The sequence below is a fragment of the Rhodoferax sp. U11-2br genome, from assembly GCF_018619435.1.
In the GTDB taxonomy this organism is placed as follows: domain Bacteria; phylum Pseudomonadota; class Gammaproteobacteria; order Burkholderiales; family Burkholderiaceae_C; genus Rhodoferax.
The window spans coordinates 1-19,900 of record NZ_JAHFZF010000023.1 but is presented as its reverse complement, the minus strand read 5'-3'; the positions used below and the strand labels follow the sequence as shown (position 1 = coordinate 19,900).

Here is a 19,900-nt window from a genome sequence, read left to right as displayed (position 1 = left end):
ACTTGTTGCGGCCACCTACCCGAGAACCACACCATGACCCACACCAACTCTCTTGTGCTGGCCTTTCCACCCGCCAGCCCCAGCCAGACCGCTGACTACATGCTGCACAAACTCAGTTTTCACGCCGACGCCTGGGACGTGGCCGAAGACCTGCGCAGCGGTGTGTCCGCTCTGGTGGTGATCGACACCCGCTCCGAGGCACTCTACGCCCAGGGCCATGTGCCCGGCGCCATCCACTTCCCGCACCGTCTGATGGACGCAGCCAGCACCGCCGGACTGGACCGCAGCAAGGTCTATGTGACCTATTGCGACGGCATTGGCTGCAACGGCTCGACCAAAGGCGCCTACAAGCTGGCGGCGCTGGGTTTCACCGTCAAGGAAATGCTCGGTGGGCTGGACTTCTGGCGGCGCGACGGCCACCCGGTGGCCATCGGCAGCGCACCCGGTGTGATGCCTGCGGATGCACCTGCCATTGAATGCGCGTGTTAAACGCTGGCGCAGCGCCGCTTCAGTTGGTGCGCCCGGCCCAGCCCGCCGACGCCCAGTGCTTGACCCCGTTGTGCGCCGCCCATGCGGCTTTTGAGCGGCTGCCGTTTTGCGCCCACGGCCACAGCGACCGCCTGCAGACCGCCCTGGCCAGCGGGCTGTTGCACGCCTGGCTGCTGGTGCAGGGCGGGGCAGCGGTGGGTTATGCCAGCGTCACGCTGGATTGGGCCACCCTGAGCGCGCACCGCTTTGCCCACCTGGACTGCCTCTACCTGCAGCCTGGTGCACGCGGTCAGGGCGGTGGGCAAGCGCTTATGTATGCGGTGCAGCTGTTTGCCCAATCCCAAGGCTGCATCAATCTGCAATGGCAAACCCCCGCCTGGAACCATTCCGCGATCCACTTCTACGACCGCCTGGGCGCCACAGGGATGGCCAAACAGCGCTACACCTTGCCTCTACCTCGACACTGATGGCCGATGCCTGCCGGGGCGTCGACACGGGGGCTTTTGTGGCAATTCGGCAGGGAGCCAATCCAAGTCGGGTTTGCCAGAAAACATGTGATCGAATTGGCCTCCAAGCCCATGTTCAAAAAGAGCAACAAGCTACATAAGTAGTAGCAAATTGCCTACCAAACCACCCTAGAATATTTCCAAAGAATCAAACAACACAGCGCCTTGGCGCTCGTGCAACGGGAGGGAAAACGATGGCTTCTGTGCGTTATCAGGGCAGGCTGCGCAAATGGAATACTGAGCGGGGATACGGCTTCATCCTGGCGAGTGACAGTGAGCAAGATGTGTTTGTGCACATCAGCGCGTTCCCCCGTGATGGTCGGGTGCCTGTGGTCGATGATGAACTCACGTTTGAAGTGGAACCCGATGGCAAAGGCAAAAAGCATGCAGTGCGGGTGCAGCGCCTTGGTGCGGAGCCGCCCAGCAGACCCTCTCCAGCCAGCCCCAGCGTCAGGCCGCTGAGCCGTGCTCCCCAGACCACGTCATGGGCCAGCAAAACGATTGGACTGCTTGTGTTGGTGCTTGTGGGCTGGTACAGCTACAGCCAATATGACAGACACAGGGCCCAGATCAAGGCGCCAGCGTTTGCCGCTCAGACGGCGCCAGCCCCCAGCCCACCCAGTGGGTTCAACTGCGATGGCCGCACACACTGCTCACAAATGACCTCGTGCAAAGAGGCCAAACTTTTCCTGAAAAACTGCCCAGGCGTTGAGATGGACGGCAACCACGACGGAGTGCCGTGTGAACAGCAATGGTGCACTTCACCGTGGGCTGATTAAACCGGCCAGACGCAACACAACTCTGTTAGAGGCTGAATTGGCCTCCAGCCCTTTGGATGCAAGGGTAGATAGCTTCTAAAAATGAAGCACTAACTGCAGCGCTCAGCCAGCCTGGTCTTGCGCCCGCTGCATCAGCAGCGTCCGTTCTTGGGCGTTGTTTGCCAGCGCCGCAGCGTGGTGCAGCGCTACTTGGGCCTCATCCTTGCGCCCGAGTTTTTGCAGCAGGTCGGCGTGTACGGCGTGCAGCAGGTGGTAAGACCGCAGGCTGCTGTCTTGCAACAGGCTGTCGACCAAAGCCAGGCCTGCGACCGGACCTTGGTGCATGGTCACAGCCACCGCGCGGTTGAGCTGCACCACCGGGGAGGGCGCCACCTGCATGAGTTGGGCGTAGAGCGTGGTTATACGCGCCCAGTCGGTCTCTTCGGCGGTGGGCGCACGGGCATGGCACGCGGCAATGGCGGCCTGCAGGAAATAACTGCCCGGCGCCTGGCCCAGACGTTCAGCCCGCTCCAGCGCGGCTAGCCCACGGCGGATCAGCAGATGGTCCCAGCGGGCGCGGTTCTGGTGGTTAAGCAACACCGGCTTGCCCTGGGCATCAGTGCGGGCCGCTGTGCGTGAGGCCTGTATTTCCATCAGCGCCACCAGGCCATGCACCTCGGCCTGATCGGGGGCCAGTTCGGCCAACATACGTCCCAGGCGCAGGGCCTCAGCGCACAGTTCCAGGCGCATCCAGTCGTCACCGCTGGTGGCGGTGTAACCCTCGTTGAACACCAGGTAGACCACCTCCAACACCGAGCTCAGGCGCTGGGTCAGCTGTTCCCCACGCGGCACCTCAAACGGCACCTGTGCATCGGCCAGTGTGCGTTTGGCGCGCACGATGCGCTGCGCAATGGTTGCCTCGGGCACCAGATACGCGCGGGCGATCTCCTGGGTGCTCAGGCCGCCCAGCAGCTTGAGTGTGAGCGCCACCCGCGCGTCGCGTGGCAGCACCGGGTGACAGGCGGTGAAGATCAGGCGCAATAGGTCGTCACCGATGTCGTCTTGCCGCGCGGCATCGAGGGTCTCCACAAAGTCTGGCACCACGTGGGCTTGCTGGGCTTCCAGATCATGGGCGATGTCGTTGTGCCGCGCATCCATCATCTGGCGGTGGCGCAGCCAGTCCAGCGCGCGGTTGATGGCGGTGGTCATGAGCCAGGCAGCGGGGTTGTTCGGCAGGCCGTCTTTGGGCCAGTGCTCCAGCGCGGCCACCAGGGCGTCTTGCGCCAGTTCTTCGGCCATGCCGAGGTCGCGCACACGCCGCACCACTGCCGCAACGATGTGCGCTGACTCGATGCGCCAGATGGCGGCAAGGGTGTGATGGACGGCGGAAGACACGCGCCGTTTTTACATCTGTGCGGGCGCCGCTGCTTCGTCCATCCAGAACACCTCCCACTGGTGACCGTCCAGGTCGGCAAAACCGTGCTGGAACATGAACCCGTGGTCCTGCGGTGCGTTGGGGGTGGTGGCGCCAGCGGCTACGGCCTTATTGATTACGGCCTGAACCTCGGCGCGGCTGTCCACCGACAGTGCCAGCAGCACCTCGGTGGACTCGTGGGCGTTGCTGATGGGTTTTTTGGTGAAACCCTGGAAGAAGGGCTCGACCAGCAGCATGGCGTAGAAGTTTTCACCAATCTCCAGACAGGCGCCTTGTTCGTTGGTGAAACGCGGGTTGAAGCTCAGGCCCAGCGCCTGGAAGAAGGCTTTGGAGCGGGCCATATCCTGAATGGGCAGATTGACAAAAATTTGTTTGAACACCTTGGGTTCTCCTGGTGGTGCGTGTAAGGGGCTCAGCTTGTCTGACGGGCTTCCAACTGCTTGAACTTGTCCAGCGCATCGCTGGGCGGAAACTCGTCGAGCTCCATGAGTTGGCGCAGTTCGATCACCGCCTCCTTGCCACGCCCGGCGGGGTTGGGGAAACGGCGGCTCCATTCCAGGGCCTCGTCGCGCGAGCGCACCTGGATCAGTGTGTAACCGGCGATCAGCTCCTTGGCTTCGGCAAAGGGGCCGTCCACCACCCGCTGGCCAGAGGCGTCGTAGTGGATGCGCCAGCCGGTGCGGCTGGGGTGCAGGCCGCTGCCGTCCAGCAGCACTCCCGCGCGCGCCAGCTCCTCGTGGTAGGCCGCCATCTCGGCCATCAGTTCTTCGGGCGCTTCTGGGGTGAGCTCGGCTTCGAACTCGGGGCAGGATTTGACGATGATCATGAATCGCATGGTGTTTTCCTTGGTGGTTCAGGCCGGGCAGTCGGGGGTTGCCATGTCGGGCTGCAGCATGCTGTTGTGGTTGCCCTCGGTGTCGCAAAACGCCACGTAATCGCCCACGCCAGGGATGGCCATCGGTTCACCCAGTACCTTGCCACCTGCTTGAGTCACACGTTGTATAGCGGCGCGGATGTCTTCCACCGCAATCACCACCGAGGGGTGTTGCATCGGCCCGTCGGGCTTGAACGGATACAGGCCACCGTTGATGGAGCCCAATGCAGCCTCGGGTGGCACCGGTGGGCGCGCACCTGCGGGCGCGGTGCTGACCAGCATGTAGTCGCCCATCTCGGGGCCCAGAAACTGGTGGTTCCAGCCGAAGGCTGCGGCGTAAAAACGCGCGGCGCGCTCGCGGTCCTTGTACGGCATCTCAAAATGGACAACGGAACACATGGGAAAGCCGATGGTGCTCATGGGGTACTCCAAAGTGTGGCCACGGGCGGCGGCGGGTTTGCCGTGCCTCATGGGAAGCCAATTCAATCGCTTCTAGGGGTACGACGAAACAGACCGGGCGTTTTCGACAGCACCCATCTAGGTACAAACCCTAGCCGTCAGGTCAAGCCCGGCTGTCGTCGTAACAGGGCGCGAGTGCGCGCACCTCCACCGTGGCCCACTCGGCCGCCGGGCATAACCGGGCAAGGGCCACCGCCTCGTCGAGGCTCGCGCAGTCGACCATAAAAAACCCGCCCACCATTTCCTTGGCCTCAGAAAACGGGCCGTCCAGCACGCGGGGGTTGGTGTTGACCCCGCTCACCCGCACCGCGCTGGTCTGCGAGGCCAAGGCCGCACCCGCCTGCAGCTTGCCCTGCTGGCGCAGACTGTCGCCAAACGCCTGCATGCTGGCGTAAGCCTCACGGCCCTGCGCCTCGGTACGGGTGGCACGCTGGCCCGGTGGCTCGATGATCAGAAGCATGTAGCTGGACATGGCGGACCTCTCAAGGTGCAAAGGGGACACCATGCTACACAGGTTTGACCGGGCTCAGCGCCCGGTGCCCGACTCATCCAGGTAATCCAGCAGCACACCGTGCAACCAGTCCATCACGACCCGCACGCGGGTCGAGAGGTTGCGGCGGTTGGCGTACACCAGCGACAAGGGCATGGGGGGGGGGGGCCAGTCGGGCAACACCTCGACCAGCTGGCCTTGCTCAATCAGCTCCCGCACGCCCACAAACGGCACCTGGATCAGCCCCAGGCCCGCCAGGCAGGCGGCCTGGTAGGCCTCGGCATTGTTCACGGTGACCGGGCCGGGCATGGGCAGGCTACGGTCCTCACCCGCCTCGGAGTAGTCAAAACCGGTGGGTTTGGCACCCAGTGTGGCGGTGTAAATCACCTGGGTGTGCTGGGCCAGATCCGCCAGGCTCTGTGGCACACCCCAGCGAGCGATGTAGGCCGGGCTTACACAGTTGGCCATACGCATGGCACCCACGGGCCGGGTGATCAGCCCGGGGTCTGTCACCGGGCCGGCGCGCACCACACAGTCAAAGCCCTCGCGCACCAGGTCCACCCGCCGCTCGGTGCTGCTGATTTCCAACTGCAGCTGGGGGTGTTGCTGTACCAACTCCGGCAAACGCGGCAACACCGCTTGCCGGGCGACAACGGTTGACATGTCCAGCCGCACACGGCCCTTCAAAGGGTTGGCACGTTGCAGCTGAAACATGGTCTGCAACTCGTCCATGTCCGCCAGGGCGTCTTTGCAGCGCTCGTAAAACGACTGACCGTCATTGGTGAGCACCACCTTGCGGGTGGTGCGGTGTAACAGCCGCACACCCAGCTGGTTCTCCAGTTGCTGCACAGCGTTGGACACACTGGCCTTGGGCAAACCCAGGCTGTCGGCCGCCTGGGTGAAGCTCGACAACTCGGCCACCCGAGCAAAGATGTTCATTTGGTCTAAAAAGCTCATTGTTCAATTTTATAGAACAAACAAATCGTAATCACCCTATTTATCTGGATTAGGTTGATCAATAGACTTCGTTTCCATCACACCCCAACTGCAAAGGAAACACACCATGTCGACATCTCCCTCCATCGTTTTGGTCACCGGCGGCAGCCGTGGGCTGGGCAAAAGCACTGCACTGCACCTGGCCAAACAAGGCTTTGGTGTCATCCTGACCTACCGCAGCAAACAGGCCGAGGCCGCCGAAGTGGTTGCACAGATCGAGGCTCTGGGCCAGAAGGCGGTGGCGCTGCCGCTTGACGTGTCGAACAGCAGCAGCTTTGCCGCCTTTGCCACCCAGGTGCGTGAGGTGCTGCTGGCGCAGTGGGGCAGCAGCACCTTCCATGCGCTGATCAACAACGCCGGCACCGGCGCCCACGCCAGCCTGATGGACACCACCGAAGCCCAGTTTGATGACATGGTCAACATCCATCTGAAAGGCGTTTTCTTCTTGACGCAAAAACTGCTGCCGCTGATGGCCGACGGTGGGCGCATCGTCAACCTGTCGTCCGGGCTGACCCGTTTTGCCTTGCCTGGCTACGCGGCATACGCCGCAATGAAAGGCGCGGTAGAGGTGCTGACGCGTTACATGGCCAAAGAACTCGGGCCACGCGGTATTGCCGTCAACACCGTGGCGCCCGGCGCCATTGCCACCGACTTTGGTGGTGGCGCTGTGCGCGACACACCGCAGCTCAATGCTTTCGTCGCATCCCAAACCGCGCTGGGCCGGGTGGGTGAGGCCGATGACATTGGCGCCATGGTGGCCTCGCTGGTGTCACCCAACAACCGCTGGGTCAACGCGCAGCGCATTGAGGTGTCGGGCGGCATGTTCGTTTGATTGAACAAGTCGATGGAAGATCAGGCCGGGTCAATACAAATCATGGCGCACCGCATGCGCATAGTGTGTGTTGACCTGCTCAATCTGAGTCTCATCCATGACTGCCTGGGCGTTGTCCATCTTGGCAAACTCGGCCAACATCTTGCCAACCGAGGGTAGGGCTTGGCGATCCAGGCGTGAGCCTTCCTGCCAGAGTTTGGCCCGGTTGATGGCTTTGCCGCAATGCAGCAGCACCTCGTCGATCAACACCACCGTCGCGGTCTTGGGCAGGTGATCACCTTCCTTGAGTTCTGCCAGCAACTCCGGGGCGGTCGAGATGCGACCCCGCCCGTTGATGCGCATGAAGATGTCCAGCCCCGGAAACAGAAACACCATGCCCAGGCGTTCATCACGTTGCAGGTTGCGCAAGGACTCGATCCGGTTGTTGCCCGGCCAGTCGGCAAAGGCCACCGTGTGTTCGTCAAGCACATGCACAAAACCGGGCGGGCCACCACGCGGTGACGCGTCCAGACCCTGTTCACTACCTGTTGCCAGGCAGAAAAACGTGGCCGCTTTTAAGTACGCCTCATGAAAACCCACCAGATGGTCAAGCACCGCCTTCTGGATCCGCTCGGCCGGTGGGTCGTAAAGCGCATCCAGGTCGGGCTGCGCGGCCGCCGTGTTCTGTATGTCTTGAGTTGGGTCAGCATGGTTCATTAGTCACGCTCCTGCATCTTGCGGGTGGAAAAGGACGCATGGTAGAAGTGAATTTTTGGCGGCTGTAAACTAATCCGGCCAACCTATAGCAGAATTCCGCCATGACTCACCTGAACGTAGACCTGCAGGCCATCAACAGCGCGGACGGCCCCGTGCTGTTTGTGGCGGCAGGAAGCAGTGACAAAGAGCTAGCTTCTGACAAGCCGCATCAGCATGCCCGTGGGCAGCTGTTTGGGTCGTTGCGTGGCCTGGTGACCTTGGGGTTGGACGACGGCGTCTGGGTTGTGCCCGCCATCCACGCCGTGTGGATACCGCCACACCTCAGGCATTTCGGCAGATCACACGGCCCGTTCCATGGCTGGAGCGCCTACATCACCGAGCAAGCTTGTGACAACTTGCCCAAGAACCCTTGCACCCTGCGCACCTCGGGCCTGTTGCGCGAGGCGGTGCTGCGCGCCAGTACCTGGCCCCTGGGCCCGCTTGACGAGCCCCAGACCCACATTGCCAGCATCATCCTGGACGAAATCCGCACGCTGCCCGTTGAGCCGCTGGGCTTGCCCTTGCCGCACGATCCGCGCCTGCAGCAAATCGCCCGGGCGCTGATTGCCGACCCCGCCGATGACCGCGATCTGGAAGCCTGGGCACACAGCGCCTCGGTCAGCTCACGCACCTTGAGCCGCCGCTTTGTGATGGAGACCGGCTTCAACTTCACCACCTGGCGCCAGCGTGCCCGCCTGATGCGCTCACTCGAAATGCTGGCGGATGGCACACCTGTCACCGCGATTGCGCTGGACCTGGGCTACGCCACCGCCAGTGCATATATCGGGTTGTTTAAACGCACCTTTGGCGACACACCAGCTGCGTATCGGGCAAGGTTATGACCCGCACCAGCACTTGTGCTAGACAAGGCGAATCAATATAAATATGGCCCCTAGCCCTTATTAGATAAGGGCATATAGCTCTGATAAATAGAGCAAATGCGGCTCAGCCCTGGCCCTGTGCGGCCTCTTTGGCGCGCATCTTGGCAACGATGTAGTCACCGTGGGTCACGTGCAGCAGACCCGCCACCTTGCCGATGAGGTGGTTTTCATTGGCGTCCAGCGCGCCGTCTGCATAGGCTACTTGCCACATGTACTCCACCACCTGGATTTTTTCGGCCTGGGTGAAGTCGTCGTTCATGGCGCTGGTGAAGTGAAAGTAGTCGTTGGCGCGTTGGGCGGTTTGCTCCGCTTGTGCCAACAACTGCGTCAGGGCCGCGTCGTCCAGCGCAAAACGCTGGCGCAAGGTGGCCAGCGTCTGATCGCGTTCGGCCGCGCTGATGTTGGCATCCGCGCGCATCACCTCCACCATCAAGACCGCCGTGGCGAGTTGCAGGCGCTGCGCCCGACTCGGGCCAGCGGCCTCGTCGGGCATGAAAAAACTGGTCAGCAGGTTTTTGAAAGGGGTGAGCATGGTGAAGTTGATGTCCGTTTGGCGATGGCTGGTAAGAGCCCAGCGCTGCAGGGTATTTAAGCCCGCCCCAGATCGTGGATCAGGGTTTTGACTTTGGTGGTGATGATGTCCACCGCCGGGTCGTTGGCGCCGTGGGGCAGGATCACGTCGGCGCGGCGTTTGGTGGGTTCGATGAACTGTTTGTGCATTGGGCGCACGGTGGCCATGTACTGGGTAATCACACTCTCGGCGGTGCGGCCGCGTTCGGCCATGTCGCGCTGCAGGCGGCGGATAAAACGCACGTCGGGCGCGGTGTCCACAAAAATCTTGAGCGACATCATCTTGCGCAGCTCGGCGTCATACAGCGCAAACAGGCCTTCCACCACAATCACCGGCGCGGGTTGCAGGGTGATGGTTTTGCTGGCGCGGTTGTGCGCGGTGAAGTCGTAGGTGGGCATCTCGATGGCCTCGCCACGGCGCAGCGCCTGCAGGTGCTGCATCATCAGCGGCCAGTCAAACGCATCGGGGTGGTCGTAGTTGGTTTTGCGCCGCTCCTCGGGCGACATCTCGGTCTGGTCCAGGTAGTAGTCGTCCTGGTACAAAACGGTGGCCATGTCCGGCCCGACCGACGCCAGCACCTGGCGTGTGACCGTTGACTTGCCACTGCCGCTGCCCCCTGCAACACCGATCACGAAGGGTTTGTGGTTTGTTTTGGGCATACGTTCTCCGGGTCCAGGTGCAAAGCCTGCGAGTTTACAAGCCGCCTCAGGCCTGCCAGACACCGAACCCGGCTGATCGCAGGTCAATGCCGATCTCGATCTCGCGGTCTACCGCGTCTTCGTAACGCATCGGGTTGAAGCCCTCAAACAAATCGGGCAGCAGGCGCAGGCCGTAGCGTTGCACAAAGCGGTTGGCCTGGATGCCCGCCTTGTGTTTGTCAAAACGCACATCGGGGTCCAGCCCGGTCATGCCCACATACACACAGGGCTTGCCGTCGATGTAGTTCGGGTTGTTTTTGCGAAAACGGGGCTCCAGCAGCACGTCTGGAGAGAGTTCAACCACATAAACGTGGTGGTGCTTGCGGCGGGGCATGGCGTGGGCGGTGTGGTTGCCGCCATGATAGTGGCACGCGGGCCGCCCCACCGCAGGGGGCTTAGAGCGTGGGGTAGTCGGTATACCCCTTGGCGCCGGGCGTGTAGAAGGTGCTGGCGTCGGGCGCGTTCAAAGCGGCACCGGCCTGGAAACGCGCGGGCAGGTCCGGGTTGGCCAGGAAGCTGGTGCCAAAGGCCACGGCGTCGAGCTTGCCGTCTGCAATGGCTTGGGTGGCCTCGTCGGCGGTGTAGCCCATGTTGCCAATCAGCACACCTTTGTACTTGTCGCGTGCCACCGTCATCACATCACCCTGCTGCACACCAAAGAAGTCGGCGCGCATCAGGTGCAAATAGGCCAGTTGGTAGGCATTGAGCTTGTCGGCCAGGTAGCTGGTCAGCCCGATCGGGTCGCTGTCGATCATGCTGTTGAAGCTGTTCAGTGGCGACAGGCGCAGGCCCACGCGGTCCGCACCAATGGCGTCGGTCACTGCGGTCAACACCTCAAACAGGAAACGTGCGCGCTTCTCCATCGAGCCGCCGTAACCGTCAGTGCGCTGGTTGGCGCCATCACGCAGGAACTGGTCGATCAGGTAACCATTGGCGCCGTGCACCTCCACACCGTCAAAACCCGCCTCAATGGCGTTTTTGGCACCCTGGGCGAAGCCCGCGACGATGGCCGGCATCTCGGCCTCGGTCAGCACACGGGCGGGCGCGTAGGGCACCTTGCCTTTGGGCGTGTGGATGTCGCCCTCAATCGGCACGGCGGTGGACGACACACTGGCCTGGCCGCCGTTGATGTCGGCATGCGCAGCGCGCCCGCTGTGCCAGATCTGCAAAAAGATGCGCCCACCCTTGGCGTGGACGGCGGCGGTGGTTTTCTTCCAGCCCTCGATCTGCTCGGCAGAGTAAATGCCAGGCTCGGCCACAAAGGCCGAGGTGTTGGGCAACACCATGGTGCACTCGGTGATCAGCAGGCCGCCGCTGGCACGCTGGGCGTAGTACTCGGCCATCAGCTCGTTGGGCTGGTGCTCAGAGCCAGCGCGGGTGCGGGTGAGGGGGGCAAGCAATATGCGGTTGGGCAGCGTGAGGCGGCCAACTTGCAAGGGCGTAAACAGCATGGTGAATGTCCGGTGAGTCAAAAGGGTGGACCTTAGCACCGCAGCCCAATCACGGGGCCGCAGCGGGCGAATGCGGTTTGCGCTAGCCAATGGCCAGGCTTTGTATGCCAAATTGGCCTCTAGCCCTTTTGATATAAGGGCAAGCAGCTACAAAAGCCGCAGCGTTTTGGCGGCGCTAACTTAAAACGACGAACCTGGCTCACTCAGAAAAGCCAGCTCCTCGGCGCTGGAGGTGCGGCCCAGAATGGCATTGCGGTGCGGGTAACGGCCAAAACGGTCAATGATGGCCTGGTGCAGCAACTCGTAGCGCAGGTTGTCTTCCAGACCCGGCTGCGAAAACAGCGCCACGGCCTGGGTGTGCACCAGCGCGGACTCGCTGTGCATGTAAGGCATATAGGCAAACCTGCGCTGCGCCAGCGGCAGGTTGCGGTCTTGTTTCAGGGCCACCAGCTCTTGCGCCAGGGTCAGCGCCAGCGCGTCCTGCGCAAAGGAGAGCTGTGTGTCGCGGTACACATTGCGCGAGAACTGGTCCAGCACGATGATCTCTGCCAGCCGACCCGCCGCCGTGGCGCGCCAGGGGGCCAGCTCACCCCGCGCAGCGGCTTCCAGCGTGGCACCAAAACGCTTGCGAATGGCAGCATCCAGCGCAGCGTCTTTGGCAAAGTGCTGCTGTGGACTCAACTCGTTGAACCAGAAACTGAGGATGTTGGTGGCTTGCATGGGCGCGAGGATAACCAGGGCTGGGGTTTCCGTAAACGCCCATTGGCGTATTTAGAGTGAGGCCACAGGTGCCCGCAACGCGCATCACGTATGGTTTTGCGCTTTGATCAAAAAAACATCACCTAGCCCAGGAGCCTGTTCCGCATCGCCTAATCAAGCTCAGCCTGCGCTGGCTCAAGCAGGCGAACGTTCATGCGGGTTTGGTGTTGACCTGATACTTGGCAATCACCTCGGACAAGGCCACCGCCTTCACCTCACCACGGCGATAGGCCGCCAGCCGGTCATCCGCCTCCTTGGCCCAGAGTGCGTCCAGCGCAGCATCGGGTTCGTCCAGACTGTCCAGAATGCGCTCCACCACCTGCATGCGTTCTTCGGGCGGCAGCTGGACGACTTGGGCGCTGAGTGTGTCTGCGGCGTGGGTCATGGGTGGCTCCAAAAAGTGACGACTGTGCGGCGCAAGGACAGGGCGTTGAAGGAAGGCTTCAACGGAAGTCTAGCTGCGTCATTCTTTTGTGCGCTAAGCATGCGGTGCAAGTTGGCTCTTGAGTGTTGTTGGCATGGTTTCAAGCCTATCCCGACAGGAAAGATTAGCGAATATTTGGCCTCTAGCCCGTATATAAAAAGGGTTAATAACTATAAAAAACGCAGCAAAAAGGCAAGTGCCATCACACCACCACAAGGCAGGAGTCGATGGCAGTCAGCACCCACCAAAAGGAAATCGAGCCTGGACCCTTTTATCCAAATCCTGCACAAAGGCATCAAGACCGTCGAGTGCAGAGCTCGAAACGTCACCTAGAAATCCAGAAGAATTGTTGTTTGCGTCTTTACTGCAGCTCATTGTTACCTCTTCTATTTGAAAGCGCCGAGTAAATGCTCATGTAAATCACCGTTATGCCTATCCCTAAAGTGCACTGAATAACTAATGCTGACGGAGCAACGCCGCCTATCCAAATAGCCCGCTCACCACGCCTTAGCGGGTAATCAACAAGCCATACCATCGAGAAATACATGAGCCCAAAGATCAGCGCAGAAAACAGTGAATGTGGCACCCAGCCGCCCCACTTTTCATGCAGTTCACGCCAAGTATTTGCATAACGGGCTCGTCCTCCATTCCTGGTAATGACTAGGTAAGGTAGTAGCGTGGGAAACAACCATGTCGCCAACACGTGGCAGTGAACAAAGTACTGAGGATCAGCCGCGAAGGCGATTGAAAAATCGGACAAATACGGGTTGATCTTGCTTGCGATGGCAAATGCGATCGCACCCATAGCAGTATTCAACCAACTGGTAGGTATCAGCCATACCGCAAAAAAATACCCAAGGATCAACGCCACCTCCGGGATTGATATCGCCAGAGGATTTGTTGATGATATCTGTGCATCTCGTGGTTTCATTCTTACTCCTTTACCAAAACTCATATGCATGGCATGCTGCCCCATATTAGTTGTATGGAAAATTGAGCCTGGCCCCTTTCACACCAAGGGAGTTTGCCCGCTGGCCTGCAATTTCGCCAAATGGTTTCGAAGCCCATCCATGACTAAGCTGAACAGATCATCGACCATTCCAGCGTCACCATTTGTTGCGTCGCAACTCATCGCTTTGCCTTCTTGCAAAAAAGGCAGAATAAAAAATCATGTAACAAAGGTAAATAGTCGCTCCAAGCATCCCGCCCTGCAGCATCGCGTACAAAGAAACCATCCCAATCCAGACTCCTTTCTCTCCAGGTCCGTCTAACGGATAGTCCACCATCCAGTACATACCGAAGTACAAAGGGATCAAGAAAATGCAATTGAATGCCAAGTAATAGAACCAGCCGCCGAAGCGTTCGAACTGGCGATGAAAGTGCTCAGCGTGGACGGATCGCCCCCCATTTCTTCTAATTTCCAGATAGGGGGAAAAACTTGGTAACAACCAAGTCGCCAACACATGACAATGAATGAAATACTGAGGCTCGGCTGCAAATGCGATGGAATACTCAGATAAGTACGGGTTGACCTTGCTCGCCAGGGCAAAGGCCACTGAGCCAATACCGGAATCGAGCCAGCTGGTCGGTATCAGCCACACGGCCAAAAAATAACTCGCACATAGAAGGATCTCCCAAAACGAGATGATTGGTGGCTTCGGCTTATGCGGCAGTTCGCCATGCTGAAGATCAACGGTTTTGCGCGTCATTGCTGCTATTTTCTAGGGGAAATCGAGCTTGGCCTCTTTTTTCCTGGGTAGCTATAAAAAATGTGGTTTGTGCGGCGCAAGGATGTGGCCGTGGAGGAAGGCTTCAACGGACGTTCAGCTGCATCATGTTTTCATCTGTGATGCTTGCTGGCAAGTGTTGTTGGCAAAGCTCTGAGCCTGACACAACAAGACATCTGTAAGCCAAATGAGCCTCAGGCCCTTATTAAACAAGGGCTGGTAACTATAAGAAGTGCAGCAAAAAGACAATTGTGATCATTCCATCACAGGGGGCTATTGGGATATCGAGCCTGGCCCGCTTTTGTCCTCAAAACACGTGTGGTCTGGCTTACTTTTTTGCCAAACTCCGGACGTGACTACGAACGGCGGAGGCCATTGCCTTTACTTCTTCAAGGGTATGTCTCTGCGGTTGATTTGCTATGAATGATTTGAGCGCTTTGATCTCCAGCACCCATGCGCCAAGTTGCTTCATGTCAAAGGGTTCTACGAACCAACCAGGAAATACAACGACTGGGTGCACTGCAACGTGGAACTGACTTTCTGCCAAGAACGATTTAAGCCAGCCAGCCTGAGCCTTTGCTTGAATCAGAGGGTCGCGATCCAGTGCTTTGCCGTTGGCAAGGATGACACCGTTTTCAACGACGATCTTGCATGCACCACGTTGTGGTTTTGACAGTGTTTTGGTTTCGATGGTGTAAATACCCTGCGGACCAATCAGGATGTGATCCACATTGGCATCGCCATTCGGAACGTCATGAATGACAACAAAATCCAACGCACGTAGCCACTCCAGGTGTTCCGCAACGGCACGTTCACCGTCGCGCCCGAGTTTCAAATTTTTCGCTCGTTTTCGTGTTGCGAGTATTTTGAATACCGCATAGAGAACCGTGATTACCGCAGCGATGGAGTACGGAACTGGTGTCGGTTTGATCTCATATAAATAGCGCCACCACTCCAGGCTGGCCAAAATAATCATGAATACTGCAAGCATGTATGGAGCAATAGCATGCTCAGTGAGAAGGTCGTCAATGGCCTCGTCCAAGGATTGACCAGCGACACGCATTGGTGGTGATCGATCAAGTGGTGAACGTTTGGGGATGGGCTTCATGCAGATCGAATTGATTTTTCGGGTCTGAGTGGATAACTAGAATTGAAAGCGACTAGCAAATAGTCGAGCCCAGTCACTATGTTCAAAAGCATGTGAGATCGGGGTTCTGAAATATGTGTCAATTTCTAATTGATGTTATTGGGTGCGTCTTGGTGTTGATTGCTCTAAGTTAAACCCGATAAGAAGATATTGTATTGACTATAGCATTGACTGTACTCGTTCTCTCAAATTGCTCATTGATTCAAATGAGCAATTTCTGGCTAATCTGTAGCATAAAGAATCACGTGATAATCCTCGAAGTTTGAATTTTGATCCAATATAAATCTTAGACAAATCGATAATTTGCTTGCCAGGTACATTTGATATGTCGTTAACTTTTTGAAGTCTGCTTTTAAAAATTTCCTCTGCTTCGAGTGGTGTGGTTACAATTGAGTTAAGTATCAGAAGTTCTTCGATATTTTCACGATATTTGCCAATTTGATTCTTGCATAGCAGCCATGGTTTGCTTTTTTGGGTGAATTTTTGTATGGGCTCGCTGCAGCAAGGAATTCCCAAAGAGAATTCTTGAGAAATTAAGAATAAACTGCTTAACTCAAAAAATAGTGGGTAGTTGATGTTAATAAAATCTTCCCAGCTCAAATTTTCATCGATGATATTCAAATTTGCAAATCTTGGCTTTTCTTCTTGAATGACCAGTAAAAATGCCGACCTTTCCAAAAGGTAGTTTTCTATTGAATATTTTTCTAGATAGATGATTGAATTATCATTTGTGCATTTGTTGAGTAAATCGTCGAAATCTTTGTCGAGAATATAGAGTGATTTCTTTTTGGTTGGCTGATGGGTTTGGTTGCGGCAATGGTTAATTAAGGATTCCTTACCATTAAGACAAATTATTCGCACATCATTTGGATTTGGGATAATTTTTTTTACAATTTCTTCGTAAAAAATTTCTGTTCCACTATCTTCAAAGAAAAGAAAGCCCTTGTAGGCGGAGTTCAGTAAGGTCGGTAGTGCAGCCTTTGCATCTTCGGAGTAGGTGGGAATCATATGACTACCTATAGCTCAATGCATTTTGATACGTACTTCCCGACGATCTCTGGTGAATGTGTCGCAATGATCATTTGAGTTCTATTTTTCATTAGTTCATCTATGCTTGGTAATAGCTGATGTTGCCACTTTGGATGCAAAGATAGTTCCGGCTCATCAATAATGAAAATGCTAGTCATCTGTGGAGAGAATGCAATGTAAGTCAATAGAATCAATATCTGTCGCTCGCCAGATGACATTACATTTATGTGACGTGTATCTTTTGTGTCTTCATTTACCTGAAAATAAAGTTGATTGTCTTGGTCGTTAAATAGCAATTTTCTCTTGCTGTCTTCAAAAAAGCTATTTAATATTCTTAAATAGATTTGAATGGGTTCATATGCTATTGCTGCTTTTGATTCAAATTCATCAAAAGCATCGGATAGCGCACTAACTCTAAGCATGTCATCTGATAGAAAATTGCTCAACATTGAGCCAATCTGTTTGCTGTTTGTTGATCGAATATTGTTGATTATTGTTCTAATTCTCTTAAAGTAACTTCTGACCGATTCTTGTTCATTGGATTCTGTTGTCCAAGCTGACATTCGAGTTAAAAGTTTTGTCTCAACTTCGTCGATTTTTGCAAGCGTTATTGGGGTTACTTTATTCCCACCACTTCTTATTGCAAATGTGGAGCTGATGACTTTTGCTTTTAGTGTTTCATTTAATTTAATTAATTGTGATTGGTATTGAGAGTATTGCTGTCTCGCAATACTTTCGACTTGATATATTGGATCTGTTGCATTTCTAGATGTTCTTTTTCTTAGAACTCGACCATTTTCATCTTCAACAAAAATATAGTCATCTTTATTGACCGTAATTTTTCTATCTAAGGAAATTGTAAGAGGTTTTGAAATTGATTGAAGTAGAGACCAGAGTTCCGCTTCTTTTTCTTCTGGTGTTAAGCTGGAGTAATGATTGGCTAGCTCATCTTTGCGAGTTGGGAGATTTCGTAAATCTCTTGGTAGTGATCGGAGACGGACGTGTATTGGGTGATAATCTGTTTGGGAATCGATGCATTTAATGTATAAATTTGTTCCCTGCTGAACTGCTGAGACGTTTTTCTTCTTCTTGTCTTTACCAATTATTTCTAGTCCGATCTCATCAAATTCTGTTATTGCGAGGTTTGGAATATCTAGTGTGGTAATCCATTGAATAATGTTCAGGACACTTGTTTTTCCAGAGCCATTTACACCAACAAGAAGATTGATGCCAGCGGTCAAAGATATATCAAATGTCAAATTGCCATGTAATTTTTTTGCCCATACTCTTTGTATTTTCATTTTGATTCCTAATGATTGATTTATCTATTAGATCAGATTCGATTGGTTGTATCAGCCAATCGTTTATTGATTTGTAATATTTATTGCGGTAACGTGTCCGAAGAGAGTTTGATGCGAATCAAGCAAAGTGATGACGCCATTTGAGCTGATTTTGATGTCTGGCGAGAAGTTGATTTGGGAAATCGCTACTATTCCAGAAATGGCTCGCAGATTGTTGCGTTGCATCAAGCAATCTGTTTCAGCGATGTATTCTCCACACAGCGGGTCTTGAGCTAGCACCAGCCAATGCATCCAGTGTGAATGCGTAGGTGTTAAGTCGACTCGGTCGTTTATACGTGGCTTCGTGCTTTTGTGCTATGACCTGGGGGAAGTCGAATTAGTCGATGACTTTGCGGACCTGGATGGTCAGATTACCCCGTAGTAACAGGCCATGGACTTTGTCTTCAGGGAACCCCAGATCCCGAAAGACGGTATTGCCGCCACCCATGCTGTGAATTGCTCCAGTCATGGTCCCATCCATATGGGTTTGGATGGATGTGGCGGTCTTGGGTTGGCTCTAGACGGCCAACCAGTGGGTTATTTGCCCCAAGAGTCCCTCAACCCCACCGCCAAGTTAAACACCGGCTTGCTGCCCTGCACATGGTCCACCCGATCCGCCACAAAGTACCCATGCCGCTCAAACTGGAAGTTCTGGCCCGCTGCGGCGTTGGCCAGTGAGGGCTCAACGATCGCGGTGATGACTTTCAGGCTGTTGGGGTTCAGGCTTTCCAGGTAGTCTTTGCCGCCCGCGTCGGGTTGGGCGTCCAGGAACAGGCGGTCGTACATACGCACTTCGGCGTTGACGCCGTCAGCCACGCCCACCCAGGTGATGGCGGCTTTGACCTTGACGCTGTCGCTGCCGGGGGTGCCGCTTTTGGTGTCGGGCACCACGGTGGCCAGCACTTCTGTGATGTTGCCGCTGGCGTCTTTGGTGCAGCCGGTGCATTCGATGACGTAGCCGCCTTTCAGTCGCACCTTGTTGCCGGGGAACAGGCGTTTGTAGCCCTTGGGTGGCACTTCACAGAAGTCTTCGCGCTCGATCCACACCTCTTTGCCAATCGTGAAGTGGCGTGTGGGGCTTTCCACACCTTCGGGCGGGTGGGGCAGGGCGGGCTGGGTGCAGGGCTCCAGGTGGCCAGCGCCCATGACCTCGTCCCAGTTGGTCAGCACCAGTTTCACCGGGTTCAGCACCGCAAAACCACGGTGGGCTTTGAGCTCCAGGTCTTCGCGCAGGCAGCCTTCCAGCGTGCTGTAGTCGATCCAGCTGTCGCTTTTGGTCACGCCAATACGTTCGGCAAAGGCTTGGATCGCCGCAGGCGTGTAGCCCCGGCGGCGCAGACCGACAATGGTGGGCATGCGTGGGTCGTCCCAGCCATTGACCTTTTTCTCGTTCACCAGCGCGGCCAGCTTGCGTTTGCTGGTGATCACGTAGGTGAGGTTCAGGCGGGCAAATTCGTACTGGTGCGGTGCGGGCGCGGCCAGCAGGCCACCTTCGCACAAGCGGTCCATCAGCCAGTCGTAAAACGGGCGTTGGTCTTCAAACTCCAGCGTGCAGATGCTGTGGGTGATCTGCTCCAGCGCGTCTTCAATCGGGTGGGCAAAGGTGTACATCGGGTAGATGCACCATTTGTTGCCTGTGTTGTGGTGTTCGGCGTGTTTGATGCGGTAGATGGCCGGGTCGCGCATGTTGATGTTGGGGCTGGCCATGTCGATTTTTGCTCGCAAGACCATAGCGCCGTCTTCATATTTTCCGTCGCGCATTTCGCGAAAACGTGCCAAATTTTCGGCCGTTGTGCGGTTGCGGAACGGGCTGTCCACACCAGGTTTGCCAAAGTCGCCACGGTTGGCGCGCATTTGGTCGGGCGTTTGTTCGTCCACATAGGCCAGGCCCGCTTCAATCAAATATTCCGCTGCGCGGTACATGAAGTCGAAGTAGTCGCTGGCCTGGTAGGGCGCGGCATCTGGTGCGCCGTTCCAGTCAAAGCCGAGCCATTTGATGGCGTCAACAATGCTGTTGACGTATTCAATGTCTTCTTTTTCGGGGTTGGTGTCATCAAAACGCAGGTGGCACACGCCGTTGTAGTCGCGCGCCAGGCCAAAGTTGATGCAGATGCTTTTGGCGTGGCCCACATGCAGGTAGCCATTGGGTTCGGGCGGGAAGCGGGTGCGGATTTTGGCCGGGTCGGGCTGGCCTGCGGCTTGGTGGGCGGCGTCGCCGGGGCTACCGGCCCAGCGGCGCGATGCGTAGGTGCCTTTTTCCAGGTCAGATTCGATGATCTGGCGCAGGAAGTTGCTGGAT

At 56.5% G+C, this 19,900-nt stretch carries 24 protein-coding genes; 5 read left to right on the top strand and 19 right to left on the bottom strand.

Features of this window, described 5'->3' with window-relative positions:
• Window positions 1-33 precede the first annotated feature (33 nt).
• From KKO72_RS14540 to KKO72_RS14530, 3 genes are all read left to right on the top strand, one after another.
• The gene (locus KKO72_RS14540) at window positions 34-489 is read left to right on the top strand and encodes a rhodanese-like domain-containing protein (RefSeq protein ID WP_251140673.1); all 456 of its coding nucleotides are present in this window, start codon (window positions 34-36) and stop codon (window positions 487-489) included.
• Window positions 477-956, top strand: a complete 480-nt coding sequence (locus KKO72_RS14535; RefSeq protein ID WP_214939841.1) for a GNAT family N-acetyltransferase — start codon at window positions 477-479, stop codon at window positions 954-956. The genes KKO72_RS14540 and KKO72_RS14535 overlap by 13 nt, the downstream gene beginning before the upstream one ends.
• Before the next feature lie 233 nt (window positions 957-1,189).
• Complete coding sequence (locus KKO72_RS14530; protein WP_214939838.1) at window positions 1,190-1,774, top strand: cold shock domain-containing protein; 585 nt, start codon at window positions 1,190-1,192, stop codon at window positions 1,772-1,774.
• A gap of 102 nt (window positions 1,775-1,876) precedes the next feature.
• On the opposite strand, the gene KKO72_RS14525 is transcribed toward KKO72_RS14530, so the two are convergent.
• The 6 genes from KKO72_RS14525 to KKO72_RS14500 form a co-directional block, all read right to left on the bottom strand.
• Complete coding sequence (locus tag KKO72_RS14525) at window positions 1,877-3,148, bottom strand: RNA polymerase sigma factor (RefSeq protein ID WP_214939835.1); 1,272 nt, start codon at window positions 3,146-3,148, stop codon at window positions 1,877-1,879.
• Window positions 3,149-3,157: 9 nt separating this feature from the next.
• Entirely contained in the window at window positions 3,158-3,568 is a 411-nt protein-coding gene (locus tag KKO72_RS14520; RefSeq protein ID WP_214939821.1) for a VOC family protein, read from the bottom strand.
• 32 nt (window positions 3,569-3,600) lie between these two features.
• Complete coding sequence (locus KKO72_RS14515; protein ID WP_214939817.1) at window positions 3,601-4,023, bottom strand: YciI family protein; 423 nt, start codon at window positions 4,021-4,023, stop codon at window positions 3,601-3,603.
• 18 nt (window positions 4,024-4,041) lie between these two features.
• A complete protein-coding gene (locus KKO72_RS14510; RefSeq protein WP_214939815.1) occupies window positions 4,042-4,482 on the bottom strand; it encodes a VOC family protein in 441 nt (146 codons plus the stop codon).
• Between the two features lie 142 nt (window positions 4,483-4,624).
• A complete protein-coding gene (locus tag KKO72_RS14505) occupies window positions 4,625-4,993 on the bottom strand; it encodes a YciI family protein (protein ID WP_251140672.1) in 369 nt (122 codons plus the stop codon).
• 54 nt (window positions 4,994-5,047) lie between these two features.
• A complete protein-coding gene (locus KKO72_RS14500) occupies window positions 5,048-5,968 on the bottom strand; it encodes a LysR family transcriptional regulator (RefSeq protein WP_214939812.1) in 921 nt (306 codons plus the stop codon).
• A gap of 106 nt (window positions 5,969-6,074) precedes the next feature.
• Here KKO72_RS14500 and KKO72_RS14495 point away from each other — a divergent pair, with 106 nt between their 5' ends.
• Complete coding sequence (locus KKO72_RS14495; RefSeq protein ID WP_214939809.1) at window positions 6,075-6,839, top strand: SDR family NAD(P)-dependent oxidoreductase; 765 nt, start codon at window positions 6,075-6,077, stop codon at window positions 6,837-6,839.
• Between the two features lie 30 nt (window positions 6,840-6,869).
• Here the strand turns inward: KKO72_RS14495 and KKO72_RS14490 are convergent, their stop codons facing one another.
• A complete protein-coding gene (locus tag KKO72_RS14490) occupies window positions 6,870-7,535 on the bottom strand; it encodes an MSMEG_1061 family FMN-dependent PPOX-type flavoprotein (protein ID WP_214939806.1) in 666 nt (221 codons plus the stop codon).
• A gap of 101 nt (window positions 7,536-7,636) precedes the next feature.
• Here KKO72_RS14490 and KKO72_RS14485 point away from each other — a divergent pair, with 101 nt between their 5' ends.
• A complete protein-coding gene (locus KKO72_RS14485; RefSeq protein ID WP_214939804.1) occupies window positions 7,637-8,416 on the top strand; it encodes a helix-turn-helix domain-containing protein in 780 nt (259 codons plus the stop codon).
• A gap of 103 nt (window positions 8,417-8,519) precedes the next feature.
• Here the strand turns inward: KKO72_RS14485 and KKO72_RS14480 are convergent, their stop codons facing one another.
• The 12 genes from KKO72_RS14480 to KKO72_RS14425 all read right to left on the bottom strand — a co-directional run.
• Entirely contained in the window at window positions 8,520-8,987 is a 468-nt protein-coding gene (locus KKO72_RS14480; RefSeq protein ID WP_214939801.1) for a TerB family tellurite resistance protein, read from the bottom strand.
• A gap of 56 nt (window positions 8,988-9,043) precedes the next feature.
• Window positions 9,044-9,685 carry a uridine kinase gene (udk, locus tag KKO72_RS14475; RefSeq protein WP_214939798.1) on the bottom strand — a complete coding sequence of 214 codons (642 nt, stop codon included), beginning with the start codon at window positions 9,683-9,685 and terminating at the stop codon, window positions 9,044-9,046.
• 46 nt (window positions 9,686-9,731) lie between these two features.
• Window positions 9,732-10,058: a hypothetical protein gene (locus tag KKO72_RS14470; RefSeq protein ID WP_214939795.1), complete on the bottom strand. Its 327-nt coding sequence runs from the start codon at window positions 10,056-10,058 to the stop codon at window positions 9,732-9,734.
• 61 nt (window positions 10,059-10,119) lie between these two features.
• Window positions 10,120-11,175: an alkene reductase gene (locus KKO72_RS14465; protein WP_214939792.1), complete on the bottom strand. Its 1,056-nt coding sequence runs from the start codon at window positions 11,173-11,175 to the stop codon at window positions 10,120-10,122.
• Between the two features lie 180 nt (window positions 11,176-11,355).
• Window positions 11,356-11,895: a DUF924 family protein gene (locus KKO72_RS14460; protein ID WP_214939789.1), complete on the bottom strand. Its 540-nt coding sequence runs from the start codon at window positions 11,893-11,895 to the stop codon at window positions 11,356-11,358.
• Window positions 11,896-12,085: 190 nt separating this feature from the next.
• Window positions 12,086-12,319, bottom strand: coding sequence for an addiction module protein (locus tag KKO72_RS14455; RefSeq protein ID WP_214939786.1), 234 nt, complete (start codon window positions 12,317-12,319; stop codon window positions 12,086-12,088).
• 400 nt (window positions 12,320-12,719) lie between these two features.
• Complete coding sequence (locus KKO72_RS14450; RefSeq protein WP_214939783.1) at window positions 12,720-13,289, bottom strand: hypothetical protein; 570 nt, start codon at window positions 13,287-13,289, stop codon at window positions 12,720-12,722.
• Window positions 13,290-13,464: 175 nt separating this feature from the next.
• Window positions 13,465-14,067, bottom strand: coding sequence for a hypothetical protein (locus tag KKO72_RS14445; protein ID WP_214939780.1), 603 nt, complete (start codon window positions 14,065-14,067; stop codon window positions 13,465-13,467).
• 346 nt (window positions 14,068-14,413) lie between these two features.
• Complete coding sequence (locus tag KKO72_RS14440) at window positions 14,414-15,193, bottom strand: nuclease-related domain-containing protein (RefSeq protein WP_214939777.1); 780 nt, start codon at window positions 15,191-15,193, stop codon at window positions 14,414-14,416.
• Window positions 15,194-15,391: 198 nt separating this feature from the next.
• Window positions 15,392-16,240 (bottom strand): DUF4435 domain-containing protein, encoded by an 849-nt coding sequence (locus KKO72_RS14435; RefSeq protein ID WP_214939774.1) that lies wholly within the window; start codon window positions 16,238-16,240, stop codon window positions 15,392-15,394.
• Window positions 16,241-16,248: 8 nt separating this feature from the next.
• A complete protein-coding gene (locus KKO72_RS14430; RefSeq protein ID WP_214939771.1) occupies window positions 16,249-17,562 on the bottom strand; it encodes an ATP-binding protein in 1,314 nt (437 codons plus the stop codon).
• 576 nt (window positions 17,563-18,138) lie between these two features.
• On the bottom strand, window positions 18,139-19,900 hold a 1,762-nt coding region (locus tag KKO72_RS14425), incomplete at its 5' end, for a glutamine--tRNA ligase/YqeY domain fusion protein (RefSeq protein ID WP_214939768.1).

What these genes read in the sequence shown, in the direction of transcription:
- KKO72_RS14540 (WP_251140673.1), top strand. Translation starts at nt 34, where the DNA reads ATGACCCACACCAACTCTCTTGTGCTGGCCTTTCCACCCGCCAGCCCC.
- KKO72_RS14535 (WP_214939841.1), top strand. Translation starts at nt 477, where the DNA reads ATGCGCGTGTTAAACGCTGGCGCAGCGCCGCTTCAGTTGGTGCGCCCG.
- KKO72_RS14530 (WP_214939838.1), top strand. Translation starts at nt 1,190, where the DNA reads ATGGCTTCTGTGCGTTATCAGGGCAGGCTGCGCAAATGGAATACTGAG.
- KKO72_RS14515 (WP_214939817.1), bottom strand. Translation starts at nt 4,023, where the DNA reads ATGCGATTCATGATCATCGTCAAATCCTGCCCCGAGTTCGAAGCCGAG.
- KKO72_RS14510 (WP_214939815.1), bottom strand. Translation starts at nt 4,482, where the DNA reads ATGAGCACCATCGGCTTTCCCATGTGTTCCGTTGTCCATTTTGAGATG.
- KKO72_RS14505 (WP_251140672.1), bottom strand. Translation starts at nt 4,993, where the DNA reads ATGTCCAGCTACATGCTTCTGATCATCGAGCCACCGGGCCAGCGTGCC.
- KKO72_RS14500 (WP_214939812.1), bottom strand. Translation starts at nt 5,968, where the DNA reads ATGAGCTTTTTAGACCAAATGAACATCTTTGCTCGGGTGGCCGAGTTG.
- KKO72_RS14495 (WP_214939809.1), top strand. Translation starts at nt 6,075, where the DNA reads ATGTCGACATCTCCCTCCATCGTTTTGGTCACCGGCGGCAGCCGTGGG.
- KKO72_RS14490 (WP_214939806.1), bottom strand. Translation starts at nt 7,535, where the DNA reads ATGAACCATGCTGACCCAACTCAAGACATACAGAACACGGCGGCCGCG.
- KKO72_RS14485 (WP_214939804.1), top strand. Translation starts at nt 7,637, where the DNA reads ATGACTCACCTGAACGTAGACCTGCAGGCCATCAACAGCGCGGACGGC.
- KKO72_RS14480 (WP_214939801.1), bottom strand. Translation starts at nt 8,987, where the DNA reads ATGCTCACCCCTTTCAAAAACCTGCTGACCAGTTTTTTCATGCCCGAC.
- udk (WP_214939798.1), bottom strand. Translation starts at nt 9,685, where the DNA reads ATGCCCAAAACAAACCACAAACCCTTCGTGATCGGTGTTGCAGGGGGC.
- KKO72_RS14470 (WP_214939795.1), bottom strand. Translation starts at nt 10,058, where the DNA reads ATGCCCCGCCGCAAGCACCACCACGTTTATGTGGTTGAACTCTCTCCA.
- KKO72_RS14465 (WP_214939792.1), bottom strand. Translation starts at nt 11,175, where the DNA reads ATGCTGTTTACGCCCTTGCAAGTTGGCCGCCTCACGCTGCCCAACCGC.
- KKO72_RS14460 (WP_214939789.1), bottom strand. Translation starts at nt 11,895, where the DNA reads ATGCAAGCCACCAACATCCTCAGTTTCTGGTTCAACGAGTTGAGTCCA.
- KKO72_RS14455 (WP_214939786.1), bottom strand. Translation starts at nt 12,319, where the DNA reads ATGACCCACGCCGCAGACACACTCAGCGCCCAAGTCGTCCAGCTGCCG.
- KKO72_RS14450 (WP_214939783.1), bottom strand. Translation starts at nt 13,289, where the DNA reads ATGAAACCACGAGATGCACAGATATCATCAACAAATCCTCTGGCGATA.
- KKO72_RS14445 (WP_214939780.1), bottom strand. Translation starts at nt 14,067, where the DNA reads ATGACGCGCAAAACCGTTGATCTTCAGCATGGCGAACTGCCGCATAAG.
- KKO72_RS14440 (WP_214939777.1), bottom strand. Translation starts at nt 15,193, where the DNA reads ATGAAGCCCATCCCCAAACGTTCACCACTTGATCGATCACCACCAATG.
- KKO72_RS14435 (WP_214939774.1), bottom strand. Translation starts at nt 16,240, where the DNA reads ATGATTCCCACCTACTCCGAAGATGCAAAGGCTGCACTACCGACCTTA.
- KKO72_RS14430 (WP_214939771.1), bottom strand. Translation starts at nt 17,562, where the DNA reads ATGAAAATACAAAGAGTATGGGCAAAAAAATTACATGGCAATTTGACA.